Genomic DNA, 21,738 nt, shown 5'->3' with positions numbered 1-21,738 from the left:
TAAATTTTAAGCACGAAAATAGCTAAATCACTCGCGAGGACGTGAAAATGAAAGCACTAGGATTTAAAGCACTGATCGGCGCACTTCTACTGAGTATTACCAGCGCAGCCAATGCAGCGTTTATCTTTTCCCAGAATGGCAACGAAATCACCATGGAAGTGATCAACGAGTCTTATACGCTGACGGCCAACCAGACAGACAATATTCTGTACGTTGCCCTGCTGGACGTGTTTCTGCCCGGTGGGGGCTCTGTTCACGATGGTGCTCGCGTTGGTGGCTCAGGCACCATGTCAGTTAACGGTGGCGCGGCTACCGCACTGAACTGGTGGGGCGGATGGCAATACCGCCCGGGTTTCCAGGCGCCCTGGACTCCGGAAGACGTGTCATTCCTGTTTGAATTAACGCCCAATACTTTAAGCATCGGCGACACCATCACCGTGAATGCAACACTGACCATGAACATGCTGGCCGATGCCGATATCATCATGCCCAGTGTGTTTGGTAACGTGACCACCGTGATTGGCGGACACCGCTTCCTGTATTCTCAGGGCCATACCACCGACGTATCACGGCAAGCCACCGGCGTGTCAGAACCGTCTGTTTTGGCGCTGTTTGGATTGGCTCTGTTGGGCATGGGTTCAATCCGTCGCAAAGCCAACGCGTAATCAAATCTCGCCATTTGGCGACGTAACAAAAAGGCAACCTCAGGTTGCCTTTTTTTGTTACTGAAACGGCTGCTGTGAGCAATGGCTGTGGTGTTGATCAGCCAGCCTGACAGGTTTGCTTGATCAGTGATTCAGCCCGAGCAATACCGTCTTCATCCTTGCGGGTTTTGGCTTCAATCAAATCCAATTTGGCCGTTTCACATTTATCCCGCAGTTCTTTGTTCATCAGATAAACCTGATCTTTGCTGTACTGCTTGAGGCCTTCCACGCCGCTATACTCATCGCGGTTTTCCGGCGCTCTGTCCGCTTGATAAGGTTCTGCCAGCTTGGCACTGCAGGCGCTGAGCAACAATGACGAAGTGACAATGATCACGGGCAACTTCATGATATTTCCCTATAGGTTGGATTGGCGGCGTCACTATACACAGACACCCATTTAGAAACGGCAACTAGTGTAACAAGTTACGCTTGATTAAAGACAGCCTCGCGACGCGAAAGTTGCAACAGGGTTGAGGATCGTTTTGAATGAGTAAGGGACCGCTAGTCAATCGCCCAGGCAGCTTGCAACTGTGCCAAGGTACCCGACTGCTTAAGTTGCATAAATGCGCGCTGATAGCGCTCTACCAACTTGATATCGGATCCCTGCACAAAAGCGAGGTATAGCTCACTGTCCAACACATGGGCCCGATACACTTTGTGCAGGCGATCCGGTGGCAGCGACAATGCTTTAAGGGCGCTTTCCATTGCACGCTCGCCGGAAATCATCAAGTCCGCACGACCTTTGATCAGCATAAGGATACGGCTTTCCTCCCCCACATTGCTTTCCTGCGATGCCATACGGTACAGGTTGGTAAACCCTGAACGGGTCAGAAACTGATCGGTGGTCGCGTCTTTCACCACGGCAATGCGCAGATCCCTGAACGCTTCCAGCGCGTTGGTTCGTGGTAGTTTGTCATCGTTCAGGGCCCAGAAATATAGCTTTTCCCGATCGATGGGACCAATCCAGTGAAACAGTGGAGTGCGGGCATCGTTCTTGCCCATGGAAAAAATCAGCGTATCGGGGGTTTCAAGGGCATGATGGTAGGCGACTGACCAGGGAAGGATTTGAATTGCAAGGGTATCATCGAGGTTCTTCGCCATGGCCTGTACAACCTCAACCGCATAGCCTGACAGTTGGCGATCTTCGTCTAACACCTGGTAGGGATAAAACAACTCCGTCACGGCGCTGACATTACGTGCCTGCACACTGGATGTGGTCATTCCATACACCAACATGGACAGGATCAGCCCTGCTATCGGCCAATCAACGAGCGCTTTGCGCATATTGCCTACCTTCTTATCACTGCTTTGGGGCGCTTGTAAGGTTGAGGTGCAATGAATACCGCCTTTCTCGCACCCTACGCCTAATGATTGACCATATTTCAGCAATCGCAAGGCGCAGTGGCCAAAAGTACGTTCCAGGGCGCTAGTGAGCAACGCTGTCGGCCGGCGGTTCCAACTGCAATTGAGAGGCGATCAAAACGGCCTGGGTTCTGTTATTGATACCCAACTTTTTAAACACTGCGGTAATGTGCGCTTTGACCGTTGCCTCTGCAATGTCGAGTTCAAAACCGATCTGTTTATTCAGTAAGCCGTCGCGCAGATAACACAAGACTTTGTATTGGGCCGGCGTCAGGCTGGCGACTTTCTCGGCCAGTTCACTAAACCCGTCATCCACAGCCTGCACCCCCTCTTGCAGCGCCTTGGGAACCCAGATATCGCCATCAATGATGGTATTGACCGCCTCGGCCACTTCGCCTGCCGCGGTGGTCTTAGGGATAAAACCCAGCGCGCCGGCATTAATCACCTTGCTGACAATACCTTTATCCTCGAGGCCAGAAATCACTGCCACAGGAACGTCAGGAAACAACTTACGCACGTGGATAAGACCAAACAAATCGCTACTGCCGGGCATGTGCAAATCAAACAACAACAGGTCAACGTCATGGGATTGCAATTGATGGACGGTTTCCGGCAGGTCACTGGCTTCGAGCAGATTGAGGTCATCAAAATGGGTTGTCAGTGCGCCTCTGAGGGCGTCCCGGTACAAAGGATGGTCGTCAGCCACCAGCAATGTCAGCATGTTGTTATTCATTTGTTGTATGCGTGTAAAGCCAGTCTACCAAGTCGTCAGGATTGCGCAATCTTTCGGCCCTTTTGGGCAAAAAAAAGGCGACGCATGGCGCCGCCCACACATTGGGAATCGGTTAACGGTTCAGCCGGTTCTCAATCAGGCCATCCACCACACTGGGATCAGCCAGGGTCGAGGTGTCGCCCAGTTGCTGATATTCATTGGCGGCGATTTTACGCAAAATACGACGCATAATTTTGCCTGACCGGGTTTTGGGTAAGCCGGGCGTCCATTGGATCATGTCGGGAGAGGCAATCGGACTCAATTCCTGACGCACCCAATTACGCACTTCGGTGGTCAACTCATCGGTTACCTCAATTCCTTCACAGGGAATGATATAGACGTAGATCCCCTGCCCTTTCACATCATGGGGGTAGCCGACAACTGCCGCCTCAGCCACTGCCGCATGAGACACCAGTGCACTCTCAATTTCCGCCGTGCCCAGACGGTGACCGGAGACATTCAGAACATCATCCACCCGACCCGTGATCCAGTAGTAGCCGTCCGCATCACGGCGCGCACCATCGCCGGTGAAATACGCACCGTCATAGGTACTGAAATACGTCTGCTCAAACCGCTCGTGATCGCCATACAGCGTACGCGCCTGGCCTGGCCAACTGTCTTTAATGATCAGGTTACCTTCTGCCTCACCATTGAGCTCATTGCCTTCGTTATCCACCAGTGCAGGTTGGATGCCAAACAGCGGACGGGTGGCCGAGCCGGGTTTCAGATCAGTCACGCCAGGCAGCGGTGAGATCATGATGCCGCCGGTTTCAGTTTGCCACCAGGTATCGACAATCGGACACTGTCCACGACCAATCACCCGATGGTACCAACTCCACGCCTCTGGGTTAATCGGCTCACCAACCGACCCCAGCAGTCGCAAAGAATCGCCGTAGGTCCCTTCGGCGGCAAAGTCACCGTGGGCCATCAGTGCGCGGATCGCCGTCGGTGCGGTGTACAGAATGTTGACCTGATGTTTATCAACCACCTGACAGATACGGCGCACATCCGGGTAGGTTGGTACACCTTCAAACAACAGGGTGGTCGCACCGTTCGCTAAGGGTCCATAGACCATGTAGGTATGACCGGTGATCCAACCCACGTCGGCGGCACACCAGTAAATTTCGCCAGGGTGGTAGTCGAACACGTACTTGTGGGTCAGTGCCGCATACACCAGATAACCGCCGGTGGTATGCACAACCCCTTTGGGTTTGCCGGTTGAGCCTGATGTATACAAGATAAACAGCGGATCTTCGGCATTCATTTCCGTTGGCGGGCACACGGTATCGCAATCGGCAACCAGCTCATGCCACCAGCAATCGGTGCTCTGCTGACTCACTTCACCGCCGGTGTGTTGCCAGACAATCGTATGTTCAATGGTCGGACAGCGGTTGTCTGCCAACGCTGTATCCACATTGGCTTTCAGTGGCACAGATTTACCCGAGCGAACACCTTCGTCAGCAGTAATCACCACTTTGGCACCACAGTCATTGATACGATCGGCAATGGCATTGGGGGAGAATCCGCCGAACACCACACTGTGCACGGCACCAATCCGTGCACAGGCCAGCATTGCGTAGGTCGCCTGCGGGATCATCGGCATATAGATAGCGATGCGATCGCCTTTCTGTACACCTAATTTTTTCAGACCATTGGCTAACTTGGAGACTTCTTCGTGCAAGGTCTGGAAGGTGATGTGCGTTGATTCTTCGCCGCTGTCACTTTCCCAGATCAGAGCGGTGTCATTTGCGCGGGTCGACAGGTGACGGTCGATACAATTGGCAGAGACGTTTAACGTACCGTCAGCGTACCACGCAATACGGGTGTCATTCTTACTGAATTGAGTCTGCTTAATGGTGCGGGGAAAATGCATCCAGTCGAGAATTTTGGCTTGCTCAGCCCAGAAGGCATCGGGATTGTTCACCGACGCATCATACATTTCACTGTATTGTTCGGGGCTCAACAGGCGTTTTGATTTGATGGATTCGGGAACGGGATAGATCTCTTCAAGCATGATCGCAGGTCCTTGATAGATTCTCTGAATAGTCCGACACTTTACCCTGTCGTGAATGACAGAAAATGCGACTTTGGTCTTAGGGTGATATTCAACATAGCACGCATTCTGGCCCTCGTGCAGGGGATTTTCGACACCCAGTTGATCATGCCCCACAAACGGTTCGTTGTTCAGGACTGATTCGGCTACGACTTTGGTCTTATAGACTAAGCGCTTATATGCAAAAAGCGGGATGTGTTCCACAGTTATGCCAGCTTCAACGGCGACTAGGACACTACGATGAAAAGAATAACTACCCTATCTCTGGCAGTACTTACTGGCCTGTGCACGCTTTCGGGTGCGCAGGCAAACGTGTTGGATAAAACCAACGTGAAATTTAGCGGCTATGTAAAAGCAGATGCCATGTTCAGCAGCTACAGCGATGGCACCCTTGGTTCCGGCAACATTGGACGGGACTTTTATCTGCCCAGCCTGATCCCGGTTGGCGGCGCCGAAGAGGATACCCAGTTTGATGCCCACGTTCGTCAAACCCGCTTTCGCTTCACAACCAACACCGATCTGAGCAATGGTGACAAAGTCACTGGCGTGCTGGAACTGGACTTTATGGCCACACCGGATGGTAACGAGCGGGTGAGTAACTCGTACGAACCACGTATCCGCCACGCGTTTGTTAAATACAAAAACTGGCTCGTTGGTCAAACCTGGACAACCTTCCAGGATGTGCGCACATTGCCCGAGTCCCTGGACTTCATCGGCGTAACCGATGGCACAATATTCGCCCGTCAGGCCATGGTGCGTTACACCAACGGCGGTCTGGAACTGGCACTGGAAAACCCGGAAACCACCATCTCACCCTACACCGGTGGCGGACGGATTGTCTCTGATGACAATACCGTACCGGATTTCGTGGCCCGTTATACCCACAGCGCCGACTGGGGTCATATCGCAGTCGCAGGCTTGCTGCGTCAGCTGAACTACGTTAATAAACAAGGCGGTGCCGACATCGATTCGAGCGAAACCGGCTATGGCATCAGCATCACCAGTAAAATCAAATTCGGTAAAGATGATCTGCGTTTAATGGCGAACTTCGGCAGTGGCCTGGGTCGCTATCTGGCATTGAACGCCGTCAATGGTGCGGTACTGAATGCCGACAATGAACTGGAAGCCATCGACTCAAGCGGTTTTTCGGTGGCTTACCGTCATGTGTGGAACGACCAATGGCGCTCCAACTTCATGTATTCAGCGCTCAATGTGGACAACGATGTCGCCCTGACCGGCACCGGCACAACCAAAGACACCCACAGTGCCAGGGTCAACGTGTTGTATTCGCCCTCCAGCGAACTGACCTTCGGCGCAGAATACACCTACGCCAAGCGCGAGCTTGAAAGCGGTCTGGATGGTGATATGAGTCGCCTGCAATTCTCAGCGAAATACGCGTTCTAGTTTTTTTCACTGCCTGAGGCGCCCCAAGCTGCGGTTTGGCGGCGCCTTTTTTTTATGATTGGGTGTACACTGGTGTCCTGACTTACATGGAGGCAATGATGGCCATACCCACTCTTTTGCGCAGCCAGGACATCGCGGCACTGCCCGGTGAACACAAAACCCACTTCCTGAACAACAATGCACAGCGGCTGAATAAGTCGTTAGGCGACGCCTCCGGACTCACGGGACTGGGCGTGCATCTGATCGAGGTTCAGCCCGGCTTCGACACCACCGAGTACCATGCTCATTACTACGAAGATGAATGTGTCTATGTACTGGAAGGCCAGGCCCTTGCCCGGGTGGGTAATGAGGAAACCACCCTACAGGCAGGGGATTTTATCGCCTACCCGGCAGGTGGAGAACCACACAGCCTGCACAACAACGGTAACGGGGTGTTACGTTGCCTGGTCATTGGCCAACGGCTGGATCATGACGTGGCGGATTATCCGGACAAACACCAACGCATTTTCCGTCAACGGGGTATGCCCTGGAGCCTGGTGGACATCGACGCATTAACCTATCCGCGCGGCAAGCCTGACAAATGACCGCCGGGCCTATGCCCGGTTTACCATCAGCGACTGTTCGGCACCGACTACCTGATTGCCGCCAGCCTGCTTGGCTGCTTTGAGTGCCAATTCGGTTTCATGCAGCAGGTGTTCCGGATCATGTAATCCGCTGGCCGGCAAACTGCAGTAGCCAATGCTCAGGGTGGTTTGCAACGGGATCTCATCGACCATGTAAGTATGCTCTGCCACGTCACTGCACAGTTTGTCAGCAATTCCGTGTGCCCGGCCCTGATCGACCCCCGGTAGCAATAGCAGAAATTGTTTGGAGGTGTAACGCCCAAGCGCATCTTTACCCTGGCGGGTACGTGCCAGCAACGCCTGACTCAGGGCGCGCAGCAACTGATCACCATCGGCATGGCTGTAGCGTTGGTTTAACTGTTTAAGATGATCCACATCGACCAGCATAGCGGTTAGCCAGTCGCCCTGCTCCTGACTTTCACCGAGCAGGAAACCGACTTTGTCCACCACCGCTCGTCGGGTCAGCAAGCCAGTCAATGGGTCCCTGGGTTCGTCATCATCACTGCGCGTTTGCAACACATAGCGCTCAGTCAACACCCCGATGCGAGCCGACAGTCCCAGCGCCAGGATCAGCCACAGTCCATGCAACAGCAAAAAAGAATCTGACACCTGATGATGTGCAGAATAAGGCAGGATCGGCGCAAAATAGATCAGCGCCAGCACCACGATAGCGGCCAGCAACGCGACCAGTATTCCCTTACGTGCATTCAGTAGCAGCGCTGTCCATACGGGTAACAACGGCAACAACAAAATAAAATGACTGGTGATGCCACCGTTGACCGCCAATAACGGCAGTAGCATTGCAGCAACCAGATACAGTGGCAACGCGCCATGCCAGGGCCGTGCGGCGCTCTGGCGCAAATACAGGTAACACAACCCAGCCATCACTGTGTTGATAACACCCAACAGGGTGAACAACAATTCCTGGGTCACCAGCAACGGCCGCAACAGAGTGACCAGCGCAACAAACAAACACAAAAATCCCACACTGCTGACAATCATAGGCTGTCGGGAACGTTCTTTCATACGATCATCCTTGGTCGTGGTGGGTTGTCAGGTCCAACCCAGTAATTGCTCAAAATCACTGTCCAGTTGCTTGGCAAACTCTTTCGCATGTTTTGCCACTTGTTCCAGGTGCCGATCTTCATCCGTTTTGGCTTCGTAGGCGGGGACACTGCAAGCCTGCCCGGCTTCGTCCAGCGCCATAAAGGTAATAAAGCAGCGATTAGTAATGGTTTCTTCGGGACTCTTGGGGTCACTGGCTCGAACCACCACATAGATATGCATACTGGTGGTGCCGGTATGCACAATACGGGCTTTTATACGCACCACCTGGCCGACCAGAATCGGACGAATAAAGCGAATGGCGTTGGCAGATACGGTCACGCAGTAGCGCCGACTCCATTGCGCCGCACACGCATAGGAGGCCTGATCTATCCATTTCATGACCATGCCACCGTGCACCTTGCCACCAAAATTGACATCGGTCGGTTCGGCGAGAAACTGAAACTCTGTTTGCGTAGAAGGCATTGAAAACCCCTTCACCTGACGACGGATTGTCAGGCTCTTTCAAACTAACTATAGTCAAACTTTGCCAGTTTGTAGCGCTCTATCAGTTTTATTTTCAGGAAGAAAGCAATGCATCTCAAGTACTTACACGTTACTAACCGCGAGATTGTCGGGCAACAGTGGGCGGCTCAATGACGTAAGAAGGTATTGTGGTAATAATCCTGAAATTGCGGCAAAGCCTGCTCTTCTTGCCAATACGCTGTCATCGCCTGCAAATAGCGGTCGGTGAATTTGATAGTCATAACCACCCGGTTGATGTCACTGATGACTTTCGCCCCCCACACGGTGCGGCTACACGCCACATGCCCCAACTCATAAGGCTGCAGGCCGTCAATCGGTAACATTTTCAGACGCGCCTGGTAGGGGTTGTGTTGATTGAAATAGCGGCCTTCAAACGGATACGCCAGGGTATACTGGATTCGCCCCAGCGCCAGCATACGAAAGACCACGTCCAGGCTCTCACTCTGAATAGGGATGATCCGGGAGGGTTCACCATGTTCGGCCAGCAATTGATCGATTTCACTGCCATAGGAACGTCCGCCAATCACCCCCAACAGCCATTCGGGTTTTGCCAACAACGCCGTTAGAGAGACACTGGCAGTGCCCTCCCCCAATGCATGGAGGGTTTCATCGGTGACCACAACCCGATTGGTGGGAGAGATCTGGGTTGCATGGGAAAAATACATGTAGGCTTCCCGTTCGGGACGTCTGAACAACGAGGGATGACAGGTTTGTTTGCCCAAGCGCATGTCTTGGAGTGCCCGTGCCAAGGTGGTGTGTACCACAACATGCTCGTAATCCGGCAGCTCATCCTGAATCAGCTTCATCGCTTGTTGAATGAACCCGAGTTGCCCCTGTTCACCGGACACGATGATACCCGGAGGACGATGATAGGTTTGCCAGTAAATGGTCTTAAGGTCACTGGCATCAGCGCTGTCAGGCAAGCTGCTCAGCATGAAGGTGATGAGTAATGGCCAGATGTATTGTTTCAAACAAGTGCTCCCCAGGCAGTAATAACAACAGCTACTTCCTGAGCATGTCATTACATCATACATCGGATTGGGCCACTTGCAATTCATCAACGTAGGAACACGGGTTTTATGCATCAACACTCCCTCACCCCGCGACTTTAGGCTATGCTGTGTAGGTCTGCGCCATTGTGGAGTTTCATGTTGCGGTTATTGGGGTTTGCCAACCGGTGGTTGTTTGGTGTGCTAGTGTGCAACTGGGTCTGCACCGTCTGGGCGTCTGACAGCAACAAAATCGTCATCGGCTCACAAAATTTCGATTACTACCCACACTACGATTTCACCCAATCATCGCCACGGGGATATGCGGTGGCGGTTTTCGAAGCATTTGCCAAGGCCCATGGTTACCGCATTGAGTATGTGGCGCTACCGACCAAACGTCTGCAACGGGAGCTGTACAAAGGCACCGTTAATCTCGCCTATCCGGACAATCCACGCTGGCATCAAAAAGAACAACTGCCGGACGAGCGCTACTACAGCGACACGGTGGCCGTCGCCCTGACCGGCACTATGGTGCCCCCTGATCGACAGGGCATGCCACTTGAATCGTTCAATGTCCTGGCGATCCCCTTTGGTTTTACGCCGGTCAAATGGTATGACGCCATCAACCAGCACCGCATCCGGGTCGCCACTTTTCCTGATGCCCTGGCCGCGCTGCAGGCAGTGATACTTGGCCGTGCCGACGGTGCAGACGTGGAATGGAATGTGAGCCGCTACCTGCTCGAACAGAGCGAACAATCCGAACAATTGGTACTGGACAAGAATCTGCCCTACCTTGAGGTCAGCTTTCATGTTTCTACCTACCAGCACCGCGAGCTGGTTGAGCAATTTAACCGCTACCTGCAATCCGCAGAGCAGCAACTGCACGCCCTGCGCCAGCGTTATCAGTTACGCGGACCGGCAAGCGAGCAGTTGCCGCCAGCGCCATCGTCAAACACCCACACTAGCCATCCTTGATCTGGATCAATAGAAAGTAAAACACACCTTGATGTCACTGGGCCTGAGCGCTATTGTGCGCCGCTTTTTTGATGCCTATGCCGTCGGTGAACACGTTGAGAGGGGACCATGGATTCCAATAATGCACCTGAATTATTGTTACCTGCAGGCAGCCTGCGCAACATGCGCTATGCCTTCGCCTACGGCGCTGACGCCGTCTATGCCGGTCAGCCGCGCTATTCATTGCGGGTGCGCAATAACGAATTCAATCTCGACACCCTGGCTACCGGCATCAGCGAAGCCCATGGGCAGGGTAAGAAGTTTTATGTGGTCAGCAACATCGCCCCCCACAACAGCAAAGTGGATACGTACCTTAGGGATATTGCCCCTGTCATCGCACTGCAGCCGGATGCGCTGATCATGTCCGATCCGGGCTTGATCATGCTGGTTCGGGACGAATATCCCGACATGCCCATCCACTTGTCGGTGCAGGCCAATGCGGTCAACTATGCCACGGTCCAATTCTGGGCCAGCCAGGGTATTGAACGGGTGATCCTGTCGCGCGAATTGTCGCTGGAGGAGATTGAACAGATCCGCCAGCGGGTTCCCGATACCGAACTGGAAGTGTTTGTGCACGGCGCGTTGTGTATGGCCTACTCTGGCCGTTGCCTGCTATCAGGCTACCTCAACCGACGCGACCCCAACCAGGGGACCTGTACTAATGCCTGTCGCTGGCAATACAGTGTCAAAGAGGCTCAGGAAGACGCCAGCGGTGATATCGGCCTGTGGTCACCGGAACACAGCACCACCGAGCCACCGATGCCGTCGGCACAGGGCAATGTCTACCTGCTTGAAGAACATGAAAAGCCCGGTGAACTGATGCCGGCGTTTGAAGATGAGCATGGCACCTACATCATGAATTCCAAGGACTTGCGGGCAGTCCAGCACGTGCCACGCCTGGTGGAGATGGGTGTGCACTCACTGAAAATAGAAGGACGCACCAAATCACACTACTACTGCGCCCGCACCGCCCAGGTGTATCGCAAAGCAATTGATGACGCCGTTGCCGGTAAGCCGTTCGATCCGACCCTGATGACCACGCTGGAAAGCCTGGCCCATCGCGGCTATACCGAAGGATTTCTGCGTCGACACGCCCATCAGGAATACCAGAACTACCACACCGGCAGCTCAGTCAGTGATCGTCAGCAGTTTGTCGGTGAGATCATCGGCCGATGTGAACACACGGGCCAGGCAATCGTAGATGTCAAAAACAAATTCAGTGTGGGCGACTCGCTGGAACTGATGACACCCAATGGAAATCAGCGTTTTACCCTCAACAGCATGGCTGACAGGCATGGCGCCCCGATTGACGTGGCCAAAGGCTCCGGACATCAGGTCATGCTCCCCGTTGGCGATGACATCGCACTGGAATTTGCGTTGCTGCTCAGGGATCTGCAACCGGGCACCACCACACGCCAACCCTTTATTCCGGTCACCGTGGAGACGGACTGAGGATGGCACTGATCATCGACGCCGACTGCATCAATTGTGAAATGTGTGAACCCGAATGTCCAAATCAGGCCATCACCCTGGGGGATCCTATCTTTGTCATCGACCCCGCCCGTTGCACCGAATGTGTTGGCCACTACGACACACCCACCTGTGTGAGTGTGTGCCCGATTGATTGCATATCACCAGACCCCGAGCACCGCGAAACACTGGACCAGCTGGCCGACAAGTTTGTTGCCTTGACAGGTTCCCAAAGCCCTCAATAGCCCTGCACGCTTTCCACCACCTCAATTCAGGTTATACTGACAGTATCACCCCAACCCGCTGATGGTGCACTACGCATCTGGCCGGGGATCGGTAACGATGTGCCCACGTAGTACGCTGATGAACAGGTAACACTGTCATGACTACCGGGTACGTAAAAGCACGAGGAACCCTGTCGCAGTGAATGTTGTACCTTTCAAAGCATTGTTGTTGGTTGCTATAACGGTCGTTTCGCTATGTGTCTCGGTGCGGGCCGATGAGCACAATGTGCTGTATTACGACCAGGGTGTTGAAGGTCGCTGGGTCCCCTATCAGCGCGGCGCCGTGGCCGGAACACCAGGGGTATTTCAACAGATGACCGACGCCATTTCCGGTCATGTGGATATCATCTTTAAGTACGTCAACTTTCCCGCCAAACGGGCTCAGAAAGCCATGAAAGACGGGCTTATCGATGTGGAATTTATCAGTCTGGAATGGCTCCCTGGTGGCGACCCCGGTGAGGGGTTTGTGGTCAGTAACCCCTTGTTCGCAGTTAACGAATACATTGTCACCCTGGCGGGTAACGAAGCGCAGTTTTCCAATCGTCAGGCTTATTACGGTAAAGCCGTCGGCACCATCGCCGGTTACTACTATTTTGACGATGACAAGTTTGAGCGGGAAGACTTTCTGACCGAAAGCCTGTTGATCCAGGGTCTGAAAAAGAAGCGTTTCAACGCGGTCATTCTGGAGCGGGAAACGGCCAAATTCTGGGCCTCCGTGCATCAGGTTGATATTGCCTTCGCCCCCCTGCATACCGAAGGCGTACTGCGGGTCCGGTTGCAAAAAGACAAAGCCCACCTGTTACCGTTGATCAACCAAGGCATCGAGGCGATAAAAGCCAGTGGTGAGCTGGCCAACATCTTGCGTGGGCATGGCATCGACGAGTCGGTGATTGTTGAGTAACAGCAGATACAAGGACAAGTTATGTCGAGAGTCCTAATGGTCGGTGTGTGGCTGAGTTGTTTTATTGCGATTTTTGCCACCGAATACACCGGACTGTTCGTGATCCTTACCGCGTTGGCCACATTTGGATTGTTTTTCTTTCCTATTCAGTATGCCAATCGCGACGTCGTACGAGAAACAGCACGTCAGCCACTGACATGGCTGTCATCACCGCTTCCATACTGTTTCATTGCGCTGCTTGGCTTGTTAGTTTTTTTCGTTGCCCAGGTTAATTAGTACCCCCTGTGTTGGCCGGCACACTGCAATTCGCCTGATATGGATGATGACGAATTCTACGGGGTTTAGCGGCGCGATGCCTACCTGTACGTTCAGCTTACCTTGGTTGATGTCCCTCTGCGTTGGGGCTTTGCCGGGCAGAGCAGCCACGAAAACGTCAAGCAATGTTAAAATTTCACCCCGTCGGTAAGACCTCGGTTGAGGAGGATGGAGGTTGAGTTTGTACTACTTGGGCAAGGGCCGTCTGCAACACGCAAAAAAACCTCATGTCATCGCCGAAAAGAGCATTTAACGGCTGATCTTAGCCGACAACCCCCATTGGTTTTGGCGGAGAAAAGTCGGTCATTGGTGTCGCAAACCGACCACTACCGCGGTTAATCTGCACATTTTTTAGCCAACACTTAAAATCTAGACTTTCGTCCAATGACCTTCTTTTATCGCCTGTTTTTCATAGGCTTATCGACGCCTTTTTGGGGCCAAAAAGGGTGATAACACCCTCATAGGTATAAAATCATACACCTATGTATATGTCTGGTTATTTCCTGACCACTCGATTTGCCGTCTAATGCGCGCCATCTGACCCGCCGGGTCATCATTACTGAGGAATACACCATGTTGAAAATTGCTAAATTCTCTGTTGCGACCATCGCTGCTTCTTTGTTGTTGTCTGCCACCGCCCAAGCCGCTGTCGAAGACGCCTTGCAGAACATCTGCACCATCGTTAAAGCCGATGACAAAGGTGAGTTGCGCAAGAAGATGAAAGATGTTGAGACCGATTATCGCCTGAAACTGCAGGACTACTACACCGGCATTTCGTGCGACGGCAACAGCCTGATCCGCACTGCGTTTATCGCTGGCGCTGTTGAAACCGGCACGCTGTTGGTGAAGAAAATGCCAAAGAGCCAGTTGAATGCACCTGAGGCCGATGGCCAGACCCTGCGTGCCTGGGTATCCGACAAAGGCTTGATCGCATCGCCTTTGGCCAACGTACTGAACGAACGTATCTAACCGATTAGTTTTGATTGCAACTGCAATCACACCATATTGACGTCCCGTTCAACATGGTAGGCAGACTCAACACCTGCCTTTAAGAAGACGGCTCCTTTGGGAGCCGTTTTTTTATGCCTGTTGCTAAGTCACAATCCGTTTTCGATTTCTTAATTTGCGTTGTATTGCGGTAAGTAACTCGATGCCGTTGTGATTAAGAATAGGTTATCGGATTGCAGGGCAAAGGGCGGTTTGTGCCAGTAGTGGACCTTCGAGTAAAATGGAGTATTTTGGCTCAGTTTTTCGATAAGCAGACCTTCATCCTAACCTGCTGAAAACTCAATAGCGATTCACCCTTTCAAGAAGGAACCATGGTACAAACGGAGGACTGTCTCCAGTCGAATATGAAAGTCAGCCTTATAAGCAGCTTAAAGATGTCTAGATTGCTGGGGTCTTACCACTATCAACTGCAATTCAGGTTGGAACTTGTTCTAAGGTCGTATTGTGCATATGTCCAAAGGCGCCTCAAATTGAAATGAGACGCCTGATACTTAATCAATACTAATTTGGGATTAAGGTGTAATACTCCACGTACAATTTCTGAACATATAGTAGAAACCTCCTAAACCATTGGGAAATTGCCACAATTCACAGTTTGATGCGGCAAAACCACTTCCAAAATACGTGGGATCATAATGATGCTCTTCTTCTATCCTTGCCAAAACCGAACTTGGTGGAGTCATTGGAGGATCTATACACTCTTGAGCTTGAGTATTCTGCGTAGCAGCACAATATGCTCCTTCACCAAAGTAAACAACTCCTTTGTAAAACTTATCCGCTTTTTCTTGGAACAAGGCACGAAAAATAACCGCACCAAACAAAGTTTCTGGAGCTAACTCATCAGATATCTGATCAACTATTAACATCATGTTTTGATAGAATTGCAAATCACAATCGTACCTCGATGAAAACCCGGAGTAACAGTTGTCGTGCTGAATACAAGCACTTTCAAACGGGTAATCAACCAGAACTGCACTGCTCCAAAATCCAGACCCGCAGTGACCAAGTGAGTTCATCGGAGAAAAACGGTTACTATAGGAAGTTGAACCACTCGTGGTGTATGGGTCAATTTTGTAGAGCGCTTGATTAATCGCGTTGCTCTCAAACTGCTCAAATGCACTCTTCAACGACATATAAGTTTGAATATCTGCACTCGCTCCAGCGGGAAGAGCTTTTTGCACAGCTAAAATCTCAAAGCCTTCATCTTTAATATCATATCGCTTTGCTACACCGGTGTTGAGATTAACAATTATGTGATCCCCCACGCCTTTGTAGAGCGCCAAGGACTTAAACTGTGATGTCTGACTACAAGAGTCACAAGAATAAACGTTATACTCAGAAACCGATGCCTGAGTACTCAAACTTCAAAAAACAAACATTACTATCAGCAAGATTTTACACATACAAATAATCCTTAATTAAAAAATAAAATACTTATCCTTAGCTACCGTAAACTTCGCGATTATCCTACTCGATAAAAATAATCTACCATAAGAATGTTAAATTGAATTTGATTCTTTATTACTTTCAACTTTTTCTAAAATATTTTTAAGTTCCTTAAACTTTTCAAGATCCCTCAACTCTTTTTCTGGTAAGCTTTTCACTGATGCTGCTAAGTGACCATCTGTAGTGCTCACTTCGATATAATGTGCAATTGAAGTTTCGAGATTGATTACAATATATCTACCTTCTCCAAGTGTAGTAGCGACTGACTTAAAGCTAGATATCTCAGTGCACGTCTCACAAGTTACAACCGTATACTCTGATTCTTGTGCATTGATTGAAAACGAAAGAAACCATACCAAAATAAACAACGTATATTTGTGCATATATATGTCCACCCATGTAACTTTCACCATACATGTCGCTTTCACCCACCCTTAAACAGCGACAGTTTATTAATGGCAAAAACCAATATGGTAAACTACTGCACCTTATAAAGGGAAGTGTCAACACACACATTAAACAAAATGGATAATAAAGAGTTCTCAAAAGTATGATGGGAGGAGTTTAAGTTCAACAATTTAGCTTAAGATTGAGGGCAAACCTGATTAAAAGTGTTCATCACTTGCAACTAAACGAGAAAATCTATAGATTTTTAAGCTTACCGAGTATTCAGGCAGACTCAACCCCCGTATTTAAGAAGGAAATAGTGAAGACATTCATTCTTGCATCCGTTTTTCTAATGCTCTTTGTTTCCGAAGCTCTAGTGAAAATGATGCTATCATTAGTCGTAGGCGACTTTGGTTGGTTTGATAGCTTAGATAGGGTTGTAGGTGACTACACGAGCGAGTCATTCCTATTTTCCTTGGGCTTCCGTTCAATTCCTTATGTAATCTTTATACTTGCAACAGCATTTTTGAGTAAGAAGCTGCAAATCCAGGAATATAAGACGGTTTATTGGTTTTGGTTGATTGGAATGACTTTGTTCATTGGTTTCGGTTATTGGACAGCACAATTGTCATTATTTACTGATGAGCACACCCCCTCTACGTACGCACTGGACTTTATTATTGTGCCAATTATTGCAATTCCTGTCGGGCCAATTTTTGGCATTGCTGGTCTACTTTACGTTACATTTTTAAAACGATTAAAACGTCTGTTGCAAGCTTAGGTAACATGCCGACTATCACGATTGAGGATAGATTCACGGTGGCTGATGTCATTGTAGGCTGTGACCTTTCCCCCAAAAATTAACGCCATGAGATCAATGAGTAGTCATATCCACTTTCCAATAAGAGCAAAAATAGTAGAAATAACCGACATATGCTCGTAATTTCTACTAATCGTCTACCAATTACTCAGAAGCTCCCCTACTCATTGAAGCAATGGAAAAAGGGCAAATTAAGACCTTTATTAAGACTCAATTGGATATAAGTAATCCAAAGACAGTCACTGAGTTAGTACAGACTGCAATAAACCACTTTCAAATTGAAAATCCATCATTCAAAAACCTAAGTCAGACCGTACGTAGAAACCTTCAAAAGCTTGTTAAAGAAGGATTTGCTATTCACCAAAAACGTCAAGCAACGTTGCCCAGCTTCTACTTCAGTGCAAATGAGCAAGTGGAAATCACGAGAGATGAGACTAACAGATGTATCGAACTTGCAAGTTGCTCAGAAGAGACAAGATATCTAAGAGACTATATAACCTCACTTATCCTTAGGAGGCAAAAAGCTGATGTTGAGATCAGCACACTGACCAATTTTTTGTTGGCGAAGGAATTAGCAACCAGAACAAAAGAGCTCCAGAATCGCCTCAACCAAGCCAAAGAAAAGAGAGATACCATAACAATAGAACTCAGCTTATGCGAAGACCTGATTGAGTCCTTTGCAATATGAGGTTTAGGGACTGGCAGTTAAACTGCATGGAGCTAGCGCTGATACGATATCAAAGCGGGCTAAAGCACTTATTGGTCAATGCAGCACCGGGGGCTGGCAAGACCATAATGACTGCTGGATTGGTACGGAAACTATTCAAAGAAAATTTAATTGATTATGTCTATGTGTTTGCTCCTTCTCGAAGTGTGTGTGATGGCTTCGCAGAAGATATTGCAAAAATTGCTGGGATCAGTTTCGAGCCTAATTTGCTTTTATCTAAAGGTCGATGTCAAACTTTTTCCTCAATGCGAAGCATTGAACTGAACCAGTGGGAGGAATTGAAACAAGCAAGGGTAATGGTTGTACTTGATGAAGTTCACCACCTAGCTGGCAATGATGAGAGTAGGGCCAATGCCTGCGGTAAAAAGGTTCTAGAATATATCCGAGATAGCGCAACCTTTACCCTCAGTCTTAGCGGAACTCCATGGCGCACGGACAAAAGCGAGATTACGTTGAGCCAATATGATAGTGATGGCTATGCGATACCTAACTACACCTACTCAATTAAGAATGCCATCGCGAACGAAATATGCAGAATGCCTGAATTCATTGCATTTGATGCAAAAGTCACCGTTATACAGGATGGCCAATCAGACAGTGCCAAGGGAGCAACGTCCTAGCGTTCATTCATGCTTATTGTTTAGCTGAGCTGAATGGGAGGAATGTGCCAGTAGTGGACGGTGGTTAAAGCAAAAGTGAATGGGGGCTTTGCGTGAATAGCAGACTGTTAACGCCCGCAGCTGCGGACGACTTGCAGCGACGAAGGAGCGGAGAGGCGTTCCGACAGCCTGCACTTGTTATGAGTTTTAGCTTGCAAAGTACACCTCATCCAAGGTGCCAGCCTCATTAAAATGAAATTGTAGTTCTTGTTCCGTACACTGAACTATCCCGTTTGGAAGAACCTTGAACCTTTGATTTTTGACATTAAGCAAGGATTCGATATCTTGCCTTGTAGCTGAAGTAATTTCTTGGCCCCAGAGACACAATGGGTGCACGGTTTTTACTTGAAACATACATACATGAGAATTTTCTGTTGGGTGATCTTCAACCTCGCCTCGAAAACCAACAAGCAGCCCCTTGAAATAGAGAAAATTTTCTAGATTACCGCCCATCCAATCTTCATAGTAATGATCAGATCCCCATGCGGATTTAACTTCACTCGGAGGAGAACCAAACTTTATTGGGCCGAATCCATCTGTTAGTGATATTTCGTACATACTTTCAGTCTTGGTGACTCATAACGCCAAGCTAAGGGGCGCAAACGCGCGGGGCAAAATGGCGAAGCGCCCCGCGTGTTTGTGTCCCAAGAAGCCACGCAAGTGGGCTGCGACTTAAGCGCTTTGTTATGCATAGCCAAACTCCAAAAGAGCCATGAATGCAAAAAGTGAAAAAGCACTGCCAACCATGTAAATCCTGGCTTGCTTGTAACTATTAGGATTGTCTGTTTTGTTGATCATCTGCGCCAAATCTGAGCCAAATGCTTGTAGGCTGGCAGTGGATATTTTCCTTTCTAAAATGATCATTCCTAGATTGGCAGCAAAGAACATAAACAGTATTAATAATATTACTGTTGAGATAATTACTGATGTACTTTGAATATTTACCAAGCCGTATCCTTTCTATGCATAACGTCTAAATTAAAGGGCAAATACATGTTGGCTAAACTGCGTGAAGAATGAACGCCAGCCAACGAGTATTTGTCCATTTTTAAATTTTCTTGTTAGGTGTTGTACTAAGGAGAAACTTTTGCATGCAAGGATTTTATTAATTTGAATAGTCCAAACAAGAAAAACCATACAGAAGCATAATAAACAACCAAGACTGTCCAAGCGTAAAAAGACTTTACTATCAACCAAAGGAATCCATATTCAACATGTTCTCCAGTTTTTGCAAACTCTGGAAAAACTGAAGTAAATGGCCCTAGAGTTAGAAGACCCCAAACACCTCCAATAAAGGGTATATGCAATGCCACAACTGACAACAAGCTTATGAAAAATACTGTGCCTGCGATTCCATATTTGGTTTTCTTCAAACTAAAACACCTAACGCCGCCAGCAACTGCCGGAGTGAATTGGCTGATTTTTTGTGTCTTTTTGCAAAAAAGAAGACAGTTTACGGAGGTCAGATTGACTGGCCTTGTTATGCATCTATATATCCGCCGATTTCTTTATCACATTCAAAGAGTGCTAAGTAAGTATTTATAAACCAATCTTTTGCACCGTCCTGAGCCAAAACTTGCTCTCTAGTTACTGGGAAGCAATCAAAGACCTCTTCAGCGTCGAAGGGAGAGGAAGAGCTATCTTCTATTCTCATAATTCGATTATCTGGAGTTAACCATACATGTGATGTTACAAAACAATCTTCTTCATTTGTTCCTGGCCATTCGCCAGTGATAAAAGAAACCCATACATGCCTATCGTCTTGGTGTTCAATTAAGCCAACACAAAATATAGTGTTTGAACCGTCAGCATAATTGAATACGCCACGAATTATCTTCATGTCATGATCTCGGCCGCAATTACAAGGCCGATAACTTTCTTCCCTTTTCTCAATGTATGGCTCGAAGCTCATTACTTACCTTGTGCATAACAGTGTATTACTGCGAATTCGCGGTATGCCCAGTTTTGCGCCATGCCTGTACTCGCAGTGTGTATTATTTTATCAAATACTAACAACGAGATAGGCGACTTTTCCAGGCTTTCTACCGGCTTTAGGATTGGGAAAAGCGAGAATCGGGGTTTATATAGGTCCCCATAAATATAGGCTTGGAAACAAATCCTGATATAAATCAGATGATTAAAATGGTTTGACCTGTGCAAAGCGAGAATTTGACTACGTGAAAGCGAGAAGTTTTGTGGCATAGATTGCAGCTATTTGAAATACGAAGCTACAAAAAATCGCTCTGTTTGACTCTACGATAACATCCGGGGAGGTCCTCGCCTCGGCTTTGTCTCCTGAGTCGCTCTACCTCCTGCATCCATGCAGTCGTGCGCGAGGATGAGGATTCTTCGTAGGCAGAATTTAATGACTGCTGGAACACAGGGTGTGGACCCAATCATGACTACGTTCGAAGGTCCACTTTTCGCTCATAGCGCTTATTGAGATCTCAGGCGCAAACACGTCATTGATCAACAACGTCCGGCACAGACTGAGTAAGTGACATCAATGGATGGTGGCATGTCTTCGTTGTACCCGCTTGAAAACCCGTAGTGAACCCATCCCTGGTACCGCACCCAGCCGCGACTTTATGCTTTCGGCGTCCTGCCGCAATAAATGGAAAAGCCGCATACCGCGCGGCCACGTTACTCCGGGCACAGACTGAGTAAGTGACATCAGTGGATGGTGGCATATCTTCGTTGTACCCGCTTGAAAACCCGTAGTGAACCCATCCCTGGTACCGCACCCAGCCGCGACTTTATGCTTTCGGCGTCCTGACGCCAGCAAAAGTCCAGGTCGGGCATCCATTGCCCTACCGTTCACCACTCATTGGGCTGCACGTTTTCGCCCATTGCTGACGTGGTTCACCCTGTCGCGTCGTGCTTCGCTCTCGGCGTGACGTTAGGTCACCCCTCGTTCGCTATCGCTCACCGCTCATTACCCACCTGTGGCCGCGTCAGTAGGTGCTACCTTTCTGCGGGCACAAAAAAAAGCCGCTATAAAGCGGCTTTTTTCTTAGTGAGGTGTGTACCTCATCGATTACTCGATGATTTTAGATACAACGCCAGCACCTACTGTGCGGCCACCTTCGCGGATTGCGAAGCGCAGACCTTCGTCCATCGCGATAGGAGCAATCAGCTCTACAACGAACTTCAGGTTGTCGCCAGGCATTACCATTTCTACGCCTTCTGGCAGCTCTACAGCACCCGTTA

General features: G+C 49.5%; 26 protein-coding genes. 12 read left to right on the top strand and 14 right to left on the bottom strand.

Annotated features, from left to right (window positions below):
• Nucleotides 1–47 precede the first annotated feature (47 nt).
• On the top strand, nt 48–665 hold the full coding sequence (locus LJ739_RS08895; RefSeq protein WP_229159549.1) for a PEP-CTERM sorting domain-containing protein: 618 nt from the start codon (nt 48–50) through the stop codon (nt 663–665).
• Nucleotides 666–762: 97 nt separating this feature from the next.
• Here LJ739_RS08895 and LJ739_RS08890 read toward each other — a convergent pair whose 3' ends face one another.
• The 4 genes from LJ739_RS08890 to acs all read right to left on the bottom strand — a co-directional run bounded on the left by LJ739_RS08890 (nt 763) and on the right by acs (nt 4,852).
• Nucleotides 763–1,050 (bottom strand): hypothetical protein, encoded by a 288-nt coding sequence (locus LJ739_RS08890; protein ID WP_229159547.1) that lies wholly within the window; start codon nt 1,048–1,050, stop codon nt 763–765.
• A 155-nt stretch (nt 1,051–1,205) separates the two neighbouring features.
• Complete coding sequence (locus LJ739_RS08885) at nt 1,206–1,988, bottom strand: substrate-binding periplasmic protein (protein WP_229159545.1); 783 nt, start codon at nt 1,986–1,988, stop codon at nt 1,206–1,208.
• Between the two features lie 142 nt (nt 1,989–2,130).
• Nucleotides 2,131–2,787, bottom strand: coding sequence for a response regulator transcription factor (locus tag LJ739_RS08880; protein ID WP_229160672.1), 657 nt, complete (start codon nt 2,785–2,787; stop codon nt 2,131–2,133).
• 124 nt (nt 2,788–2,911) lie between these two features.
• Nucleotides 2,912–4,852, bottom strand: coding sequence for an acetate--CoA ligase (gene acs / locus LJ739_RS08875; RefSeq protein WP_229159543.1), 1,941 nt, complete (start codon nt 4,850–4,852; stop codon nt 2,912–2,914).
• Nucleotides 4,853–5,131: 279 nt separating this feature from the next.
• On the opposite strand from acs, the gene LJ739_RS08870 reads away from it, so the two are divergent.
• The gene (locus LJ739_RS08870) at nt 5,132–6,295 is read left to right on the top strand and encodes a DcaP family trimeric outer membrane transporter (RefSeq protein ID WP_229159542.1); all 1,164 of its coding nucleotides are present in this window, start codon (nt 5,132–5,134) and stop codon (nt 6,293–6,295) included.
• A gap of 98 nt (nt 6,296–6,393) precedes the next feature.
• Nucleotides 6,394–6,879: a cupin domain-containing protein gene (locus LJ739_RS08865; protein ID WP_229159540.1), complete on the top strand. Its 486-nt coding sequence runs from the start codon at nt 6,394–6,396 to the stop codon at nt 6,877–6,879.
• Between the two features lie 9 nt (nt 6,880–6,888).
• Here LJ739_RS08865 and LJ739_RS08860 read toward each other — a convergent pair whose 3' ends face one another.
• The 3 genes from LJ739_RS08860 to LJ739_RS08850 all read right to left on the bottom strand — a co-directional run bounded on the left by LJ739_RS08860 (nt 6,889) and on the right by LJ739_RS08850 (nt 9,479).
• The gene (locus tag LJ739_RS08860) at nt 6,889–7,944 is read right to left on the bottom strand and encodes a GGDEF domain-containing protein (RefSeq protein ID WP_229159538.1); all 1,056 of its coding nucleotides are present in this window, start codon (nt 7,942–7,944) and stop codon (nt 6,889–6,891) included.
• A gap of 27 nt (nt 7,945–7,971) precedes the next feature.
• The gene (locus LJ739_RS08855; RefSeq protein WP_229159528.1) at nt 7,972–8,448 is read right to left on the bottom strand and encodes an acyl-CoA thioesterase; all 477 of its coding nucleotides are present in this window, start codon (nt 8,446–8,448) and stop codon (nt 7,972–7,974) included.
• Between the two features lie 167 nt (nt 8,449–8,615).
• Nucleotides 8,616–9,479, bottom strand: a complete 864-nt coding sequence (locus tag LJ739_RS08850; RefSeq protein ID WP_229159526.1) for a TIGR02285 family protein — start codon at nt 9,477–9,479, stop codon at nt 8,616–8,618.
• A gap of 177 nt (nt 9,480–9,656) precedes the next feature.
• On the opposite strand from LJ739_RS08850, the gene LJ739_RS08845 reads away from it, so the two are divergent.
• From LJ739_RS08845 to LJ739_RS08820, 6 genes are all read left to right on the top strand, one after another.
• Nucleotides 9,657–10,472: a substrate-binding periplasmic protein gene (locus tag LJ739_RS08845; protein ID WP_229159524.1), complete on the top strand. Its 816-nt coding sequence runs from the start codon at nt 9,657–9,659 to the stop codon at nt 10,470–10,472.
• A gap of 108 nt (nt 10,473–10,580) precedes the next feature.
• Nucleotides 10,581–11,963, top strand: coding sequence for a prephenate-dependent tRNA uridine(34) hydroxylase TrhP (trhP, locus tag LJ739_RS08840; protein ID WP_229159523.1), 1,383 nt, complete (start codon nt 10,581–10,583; stop codon nt 11,961–11,963).
• A 2-nt stretch (nt 11,964–11,965) separates the two neighbouring features.
• A complete protein-coding gene (locus LJ739_RS08835) occupies nt 11,966–12,226 on the top strand; it encodes a YfhL family 4Fe-4S dicluster ferredoxin (protein WP_229159521.1) in 261 nt (86 codons plus the stop codon).
• Nucleotides 12,227–12,404: 178 nt separating this feature from the next.
• The gene (locus LJ739_RS08830) at nt 12,405–13,166 is read left to right on the top strand and encodes a substrate-binding periplasmic protein (protein ID WP_229159519.1); all 762 of its coding nucleotides are present in this window, start codon (nt 12,405–12,407) and stop codon (nt 13,164–13,166) included.
• 21 nt (nt 13,167–13,187) lie between these two features.
• Nucleotides 13,188–13,442 (top strand): hypothetical protein, encoded by a 255-nt coding sequence (locus LJ739_RS08825; protein WP_229159517.1) that lies wholly within the window; start codon nt 13,188–13,190, stop codon nt 13,440–13,442.
• Between the two features lie 612 nt (nt 13,443–14,054).
• Complete coding sequence (locus tag LJ739_RS08820; protein ID WP_229159515.1) at nt 14,055–14,450, top strand: DUF3718 domain-containing protein; 396 nt, start codon at nt 14,055–14,057, stop codon at nt 14,448–14,450.
• Nucleotides 14,451–15,001: 551 nt separating this feature from the next.
• Here LJ739_RS08820 and LJ739_RS08815 read toward each other — a convergent pair.
• Both LJ739_RS08815 and LJ739_RS08810 read right to left on the bottom strand, forming a co-directional pair.
• Nucleotides 15,002–15,772, bottom strand: a complete 771-nt coding sequence (locus tag LJ739_RS08815; RefSeq protein WP_229159513.1) for a hypothetical protein — start codon at nt 15,770–15,772, stop codon at nt 15,002–15,004.
• Nucleotides 15,773–15,988: 216 nt separating this feature from the next.
• A complete protein-coding gene (locus tag LJ739_RS08810; protein ID WP_229159511.1) occupies nt 15,989–16,318 on the bottom strand; it encodes a hypothetical protein in 330 nt (109 codons plus the stop codon).
• Nucleotides 16,319–16,641: 323 nt separating this feature from the next.
• Between LJ739_RS08810 and LJ739_RS08805 the strand changes: the two genes are divergently transcribed.
• The 3 genes from LJ739_RS08805 (at nt 16,642) to LJ739_RS08795 (ending at nt 18,489) form a co-directional block, all read left to right on the top strand.
• Nucleotides 16,642–17,103 carry a hypothetical protein gene (locus LJ739_RS08805; RefSeq protein ID WP_229159509.1) on the top strand — a complete coding sequence of 154 codons (462 nt, stop codon included), beginning with the start codon at nt 16,642–16,644 and terminating at the stop codon, nt 17,101–17,103.
• A gap of 214 nt (nt 17,104–17,317) precedes the next feature.
• On the top strand, nt 17,318–17,830 hold the full coding sequence (locus tag LJ739_RS08800) for a hypothetical protein (protein ID WP_229159507.1): 513 nt from the start codon (nt 17,318–17,320) through the stop codon (nt 17,828–17,830).
• Between the two features lie 26 nt (nt 17,831–17,856).
• Complete coding sequence (locus LJ739_RS08795; RefSeq protein ID WP_229159505.1) at nt 17,857–18,489, top strand: DEAD/DEAH box helicase; 633 nt, start codon at nt 17,857–17,859, stop codon at nt 18,487–18,489.
• Between the two features lie 186 nt (nt 18,490–18,675).
• Here LJ739_RS08795 and LJ739_RS08790 read toward each other — a convergent pair whose 3' ends face one another.
• From LJ739_RS08790 to LJ739_RS08770, 5 genes are all read right to left on the bottom strand, one after another.
• On the bottom strand, nt 18,676–19,086 hold the full coding sequence (locus LJ739_RS08790) for a hypothetical protein (RefSeq protein WP_229159503.1): 411 nt from the start codon (nt 19,084–19,086) through the stop codon (nt 18,676–18,678).
• Between the two features lie 126 nt (nt 19,087–19,212).
• Nucleotides 19,213–19,476 carry a hypothetical protein gene (locus LJ739_RS08785; protein WP_229159501.1) on the bottom strand — a complete coding sequence of 88 codons (264 nt, stop codon included), beginning with the start codon at nt 19,474–19,476 and terminating at the stop codon, nt 19,213–19,215.
• A 125-nt stretch (nt 19,477–19,601) separates the two neighbouring features.
• Nucleotides 19,602–19,901 carry a hypothetical protein gene (locus LJ739_RS08780; protein ID WP_229159499.1) on the bottom strand — a complete coding sequence of 100 codons (300 nt, stop codon included), beginning with the start codon at nt 19,899–19,901 and terminating at the stop codon, nt 19,602–19,604.
• Between the two features lie 107 nt (nt 19,902–20,008).
• Entirely contained in the window at nt 20,009–20,368 is a 360-nt protein-coding gene (locus LJ739_RS08775) for a hypothetical protein (RefSeq protein WP_207319972.1), read from the bottom strand.
• A 1,197-nt stretch (nt 20,369–21,565) separates the two neighbouring features.
• On the bottom strand, nt 21,566–21,738 hold a 173-nt coding region (locus LJ739_RS08770), incomplete at its 5' end, for an EF-Tu C-terminal domain-related protein (protein WP_456151875.1).

The sequence above is a fragment of the Fluctibacter halophilus genome (assembly GCF_020687825.1).
Taxonomy (GTDB): Bacteria; Pseudomonadota; Gammaproteobacteria; order Enterobacterales; family Alteromonadaceae; genus Fluctibacter; species Fluctibacter halophilus.
Note: the sequence above shows the minus strand (reverse complement) of the source record. Positions and strands in the feature narration are given on the sequence as shown.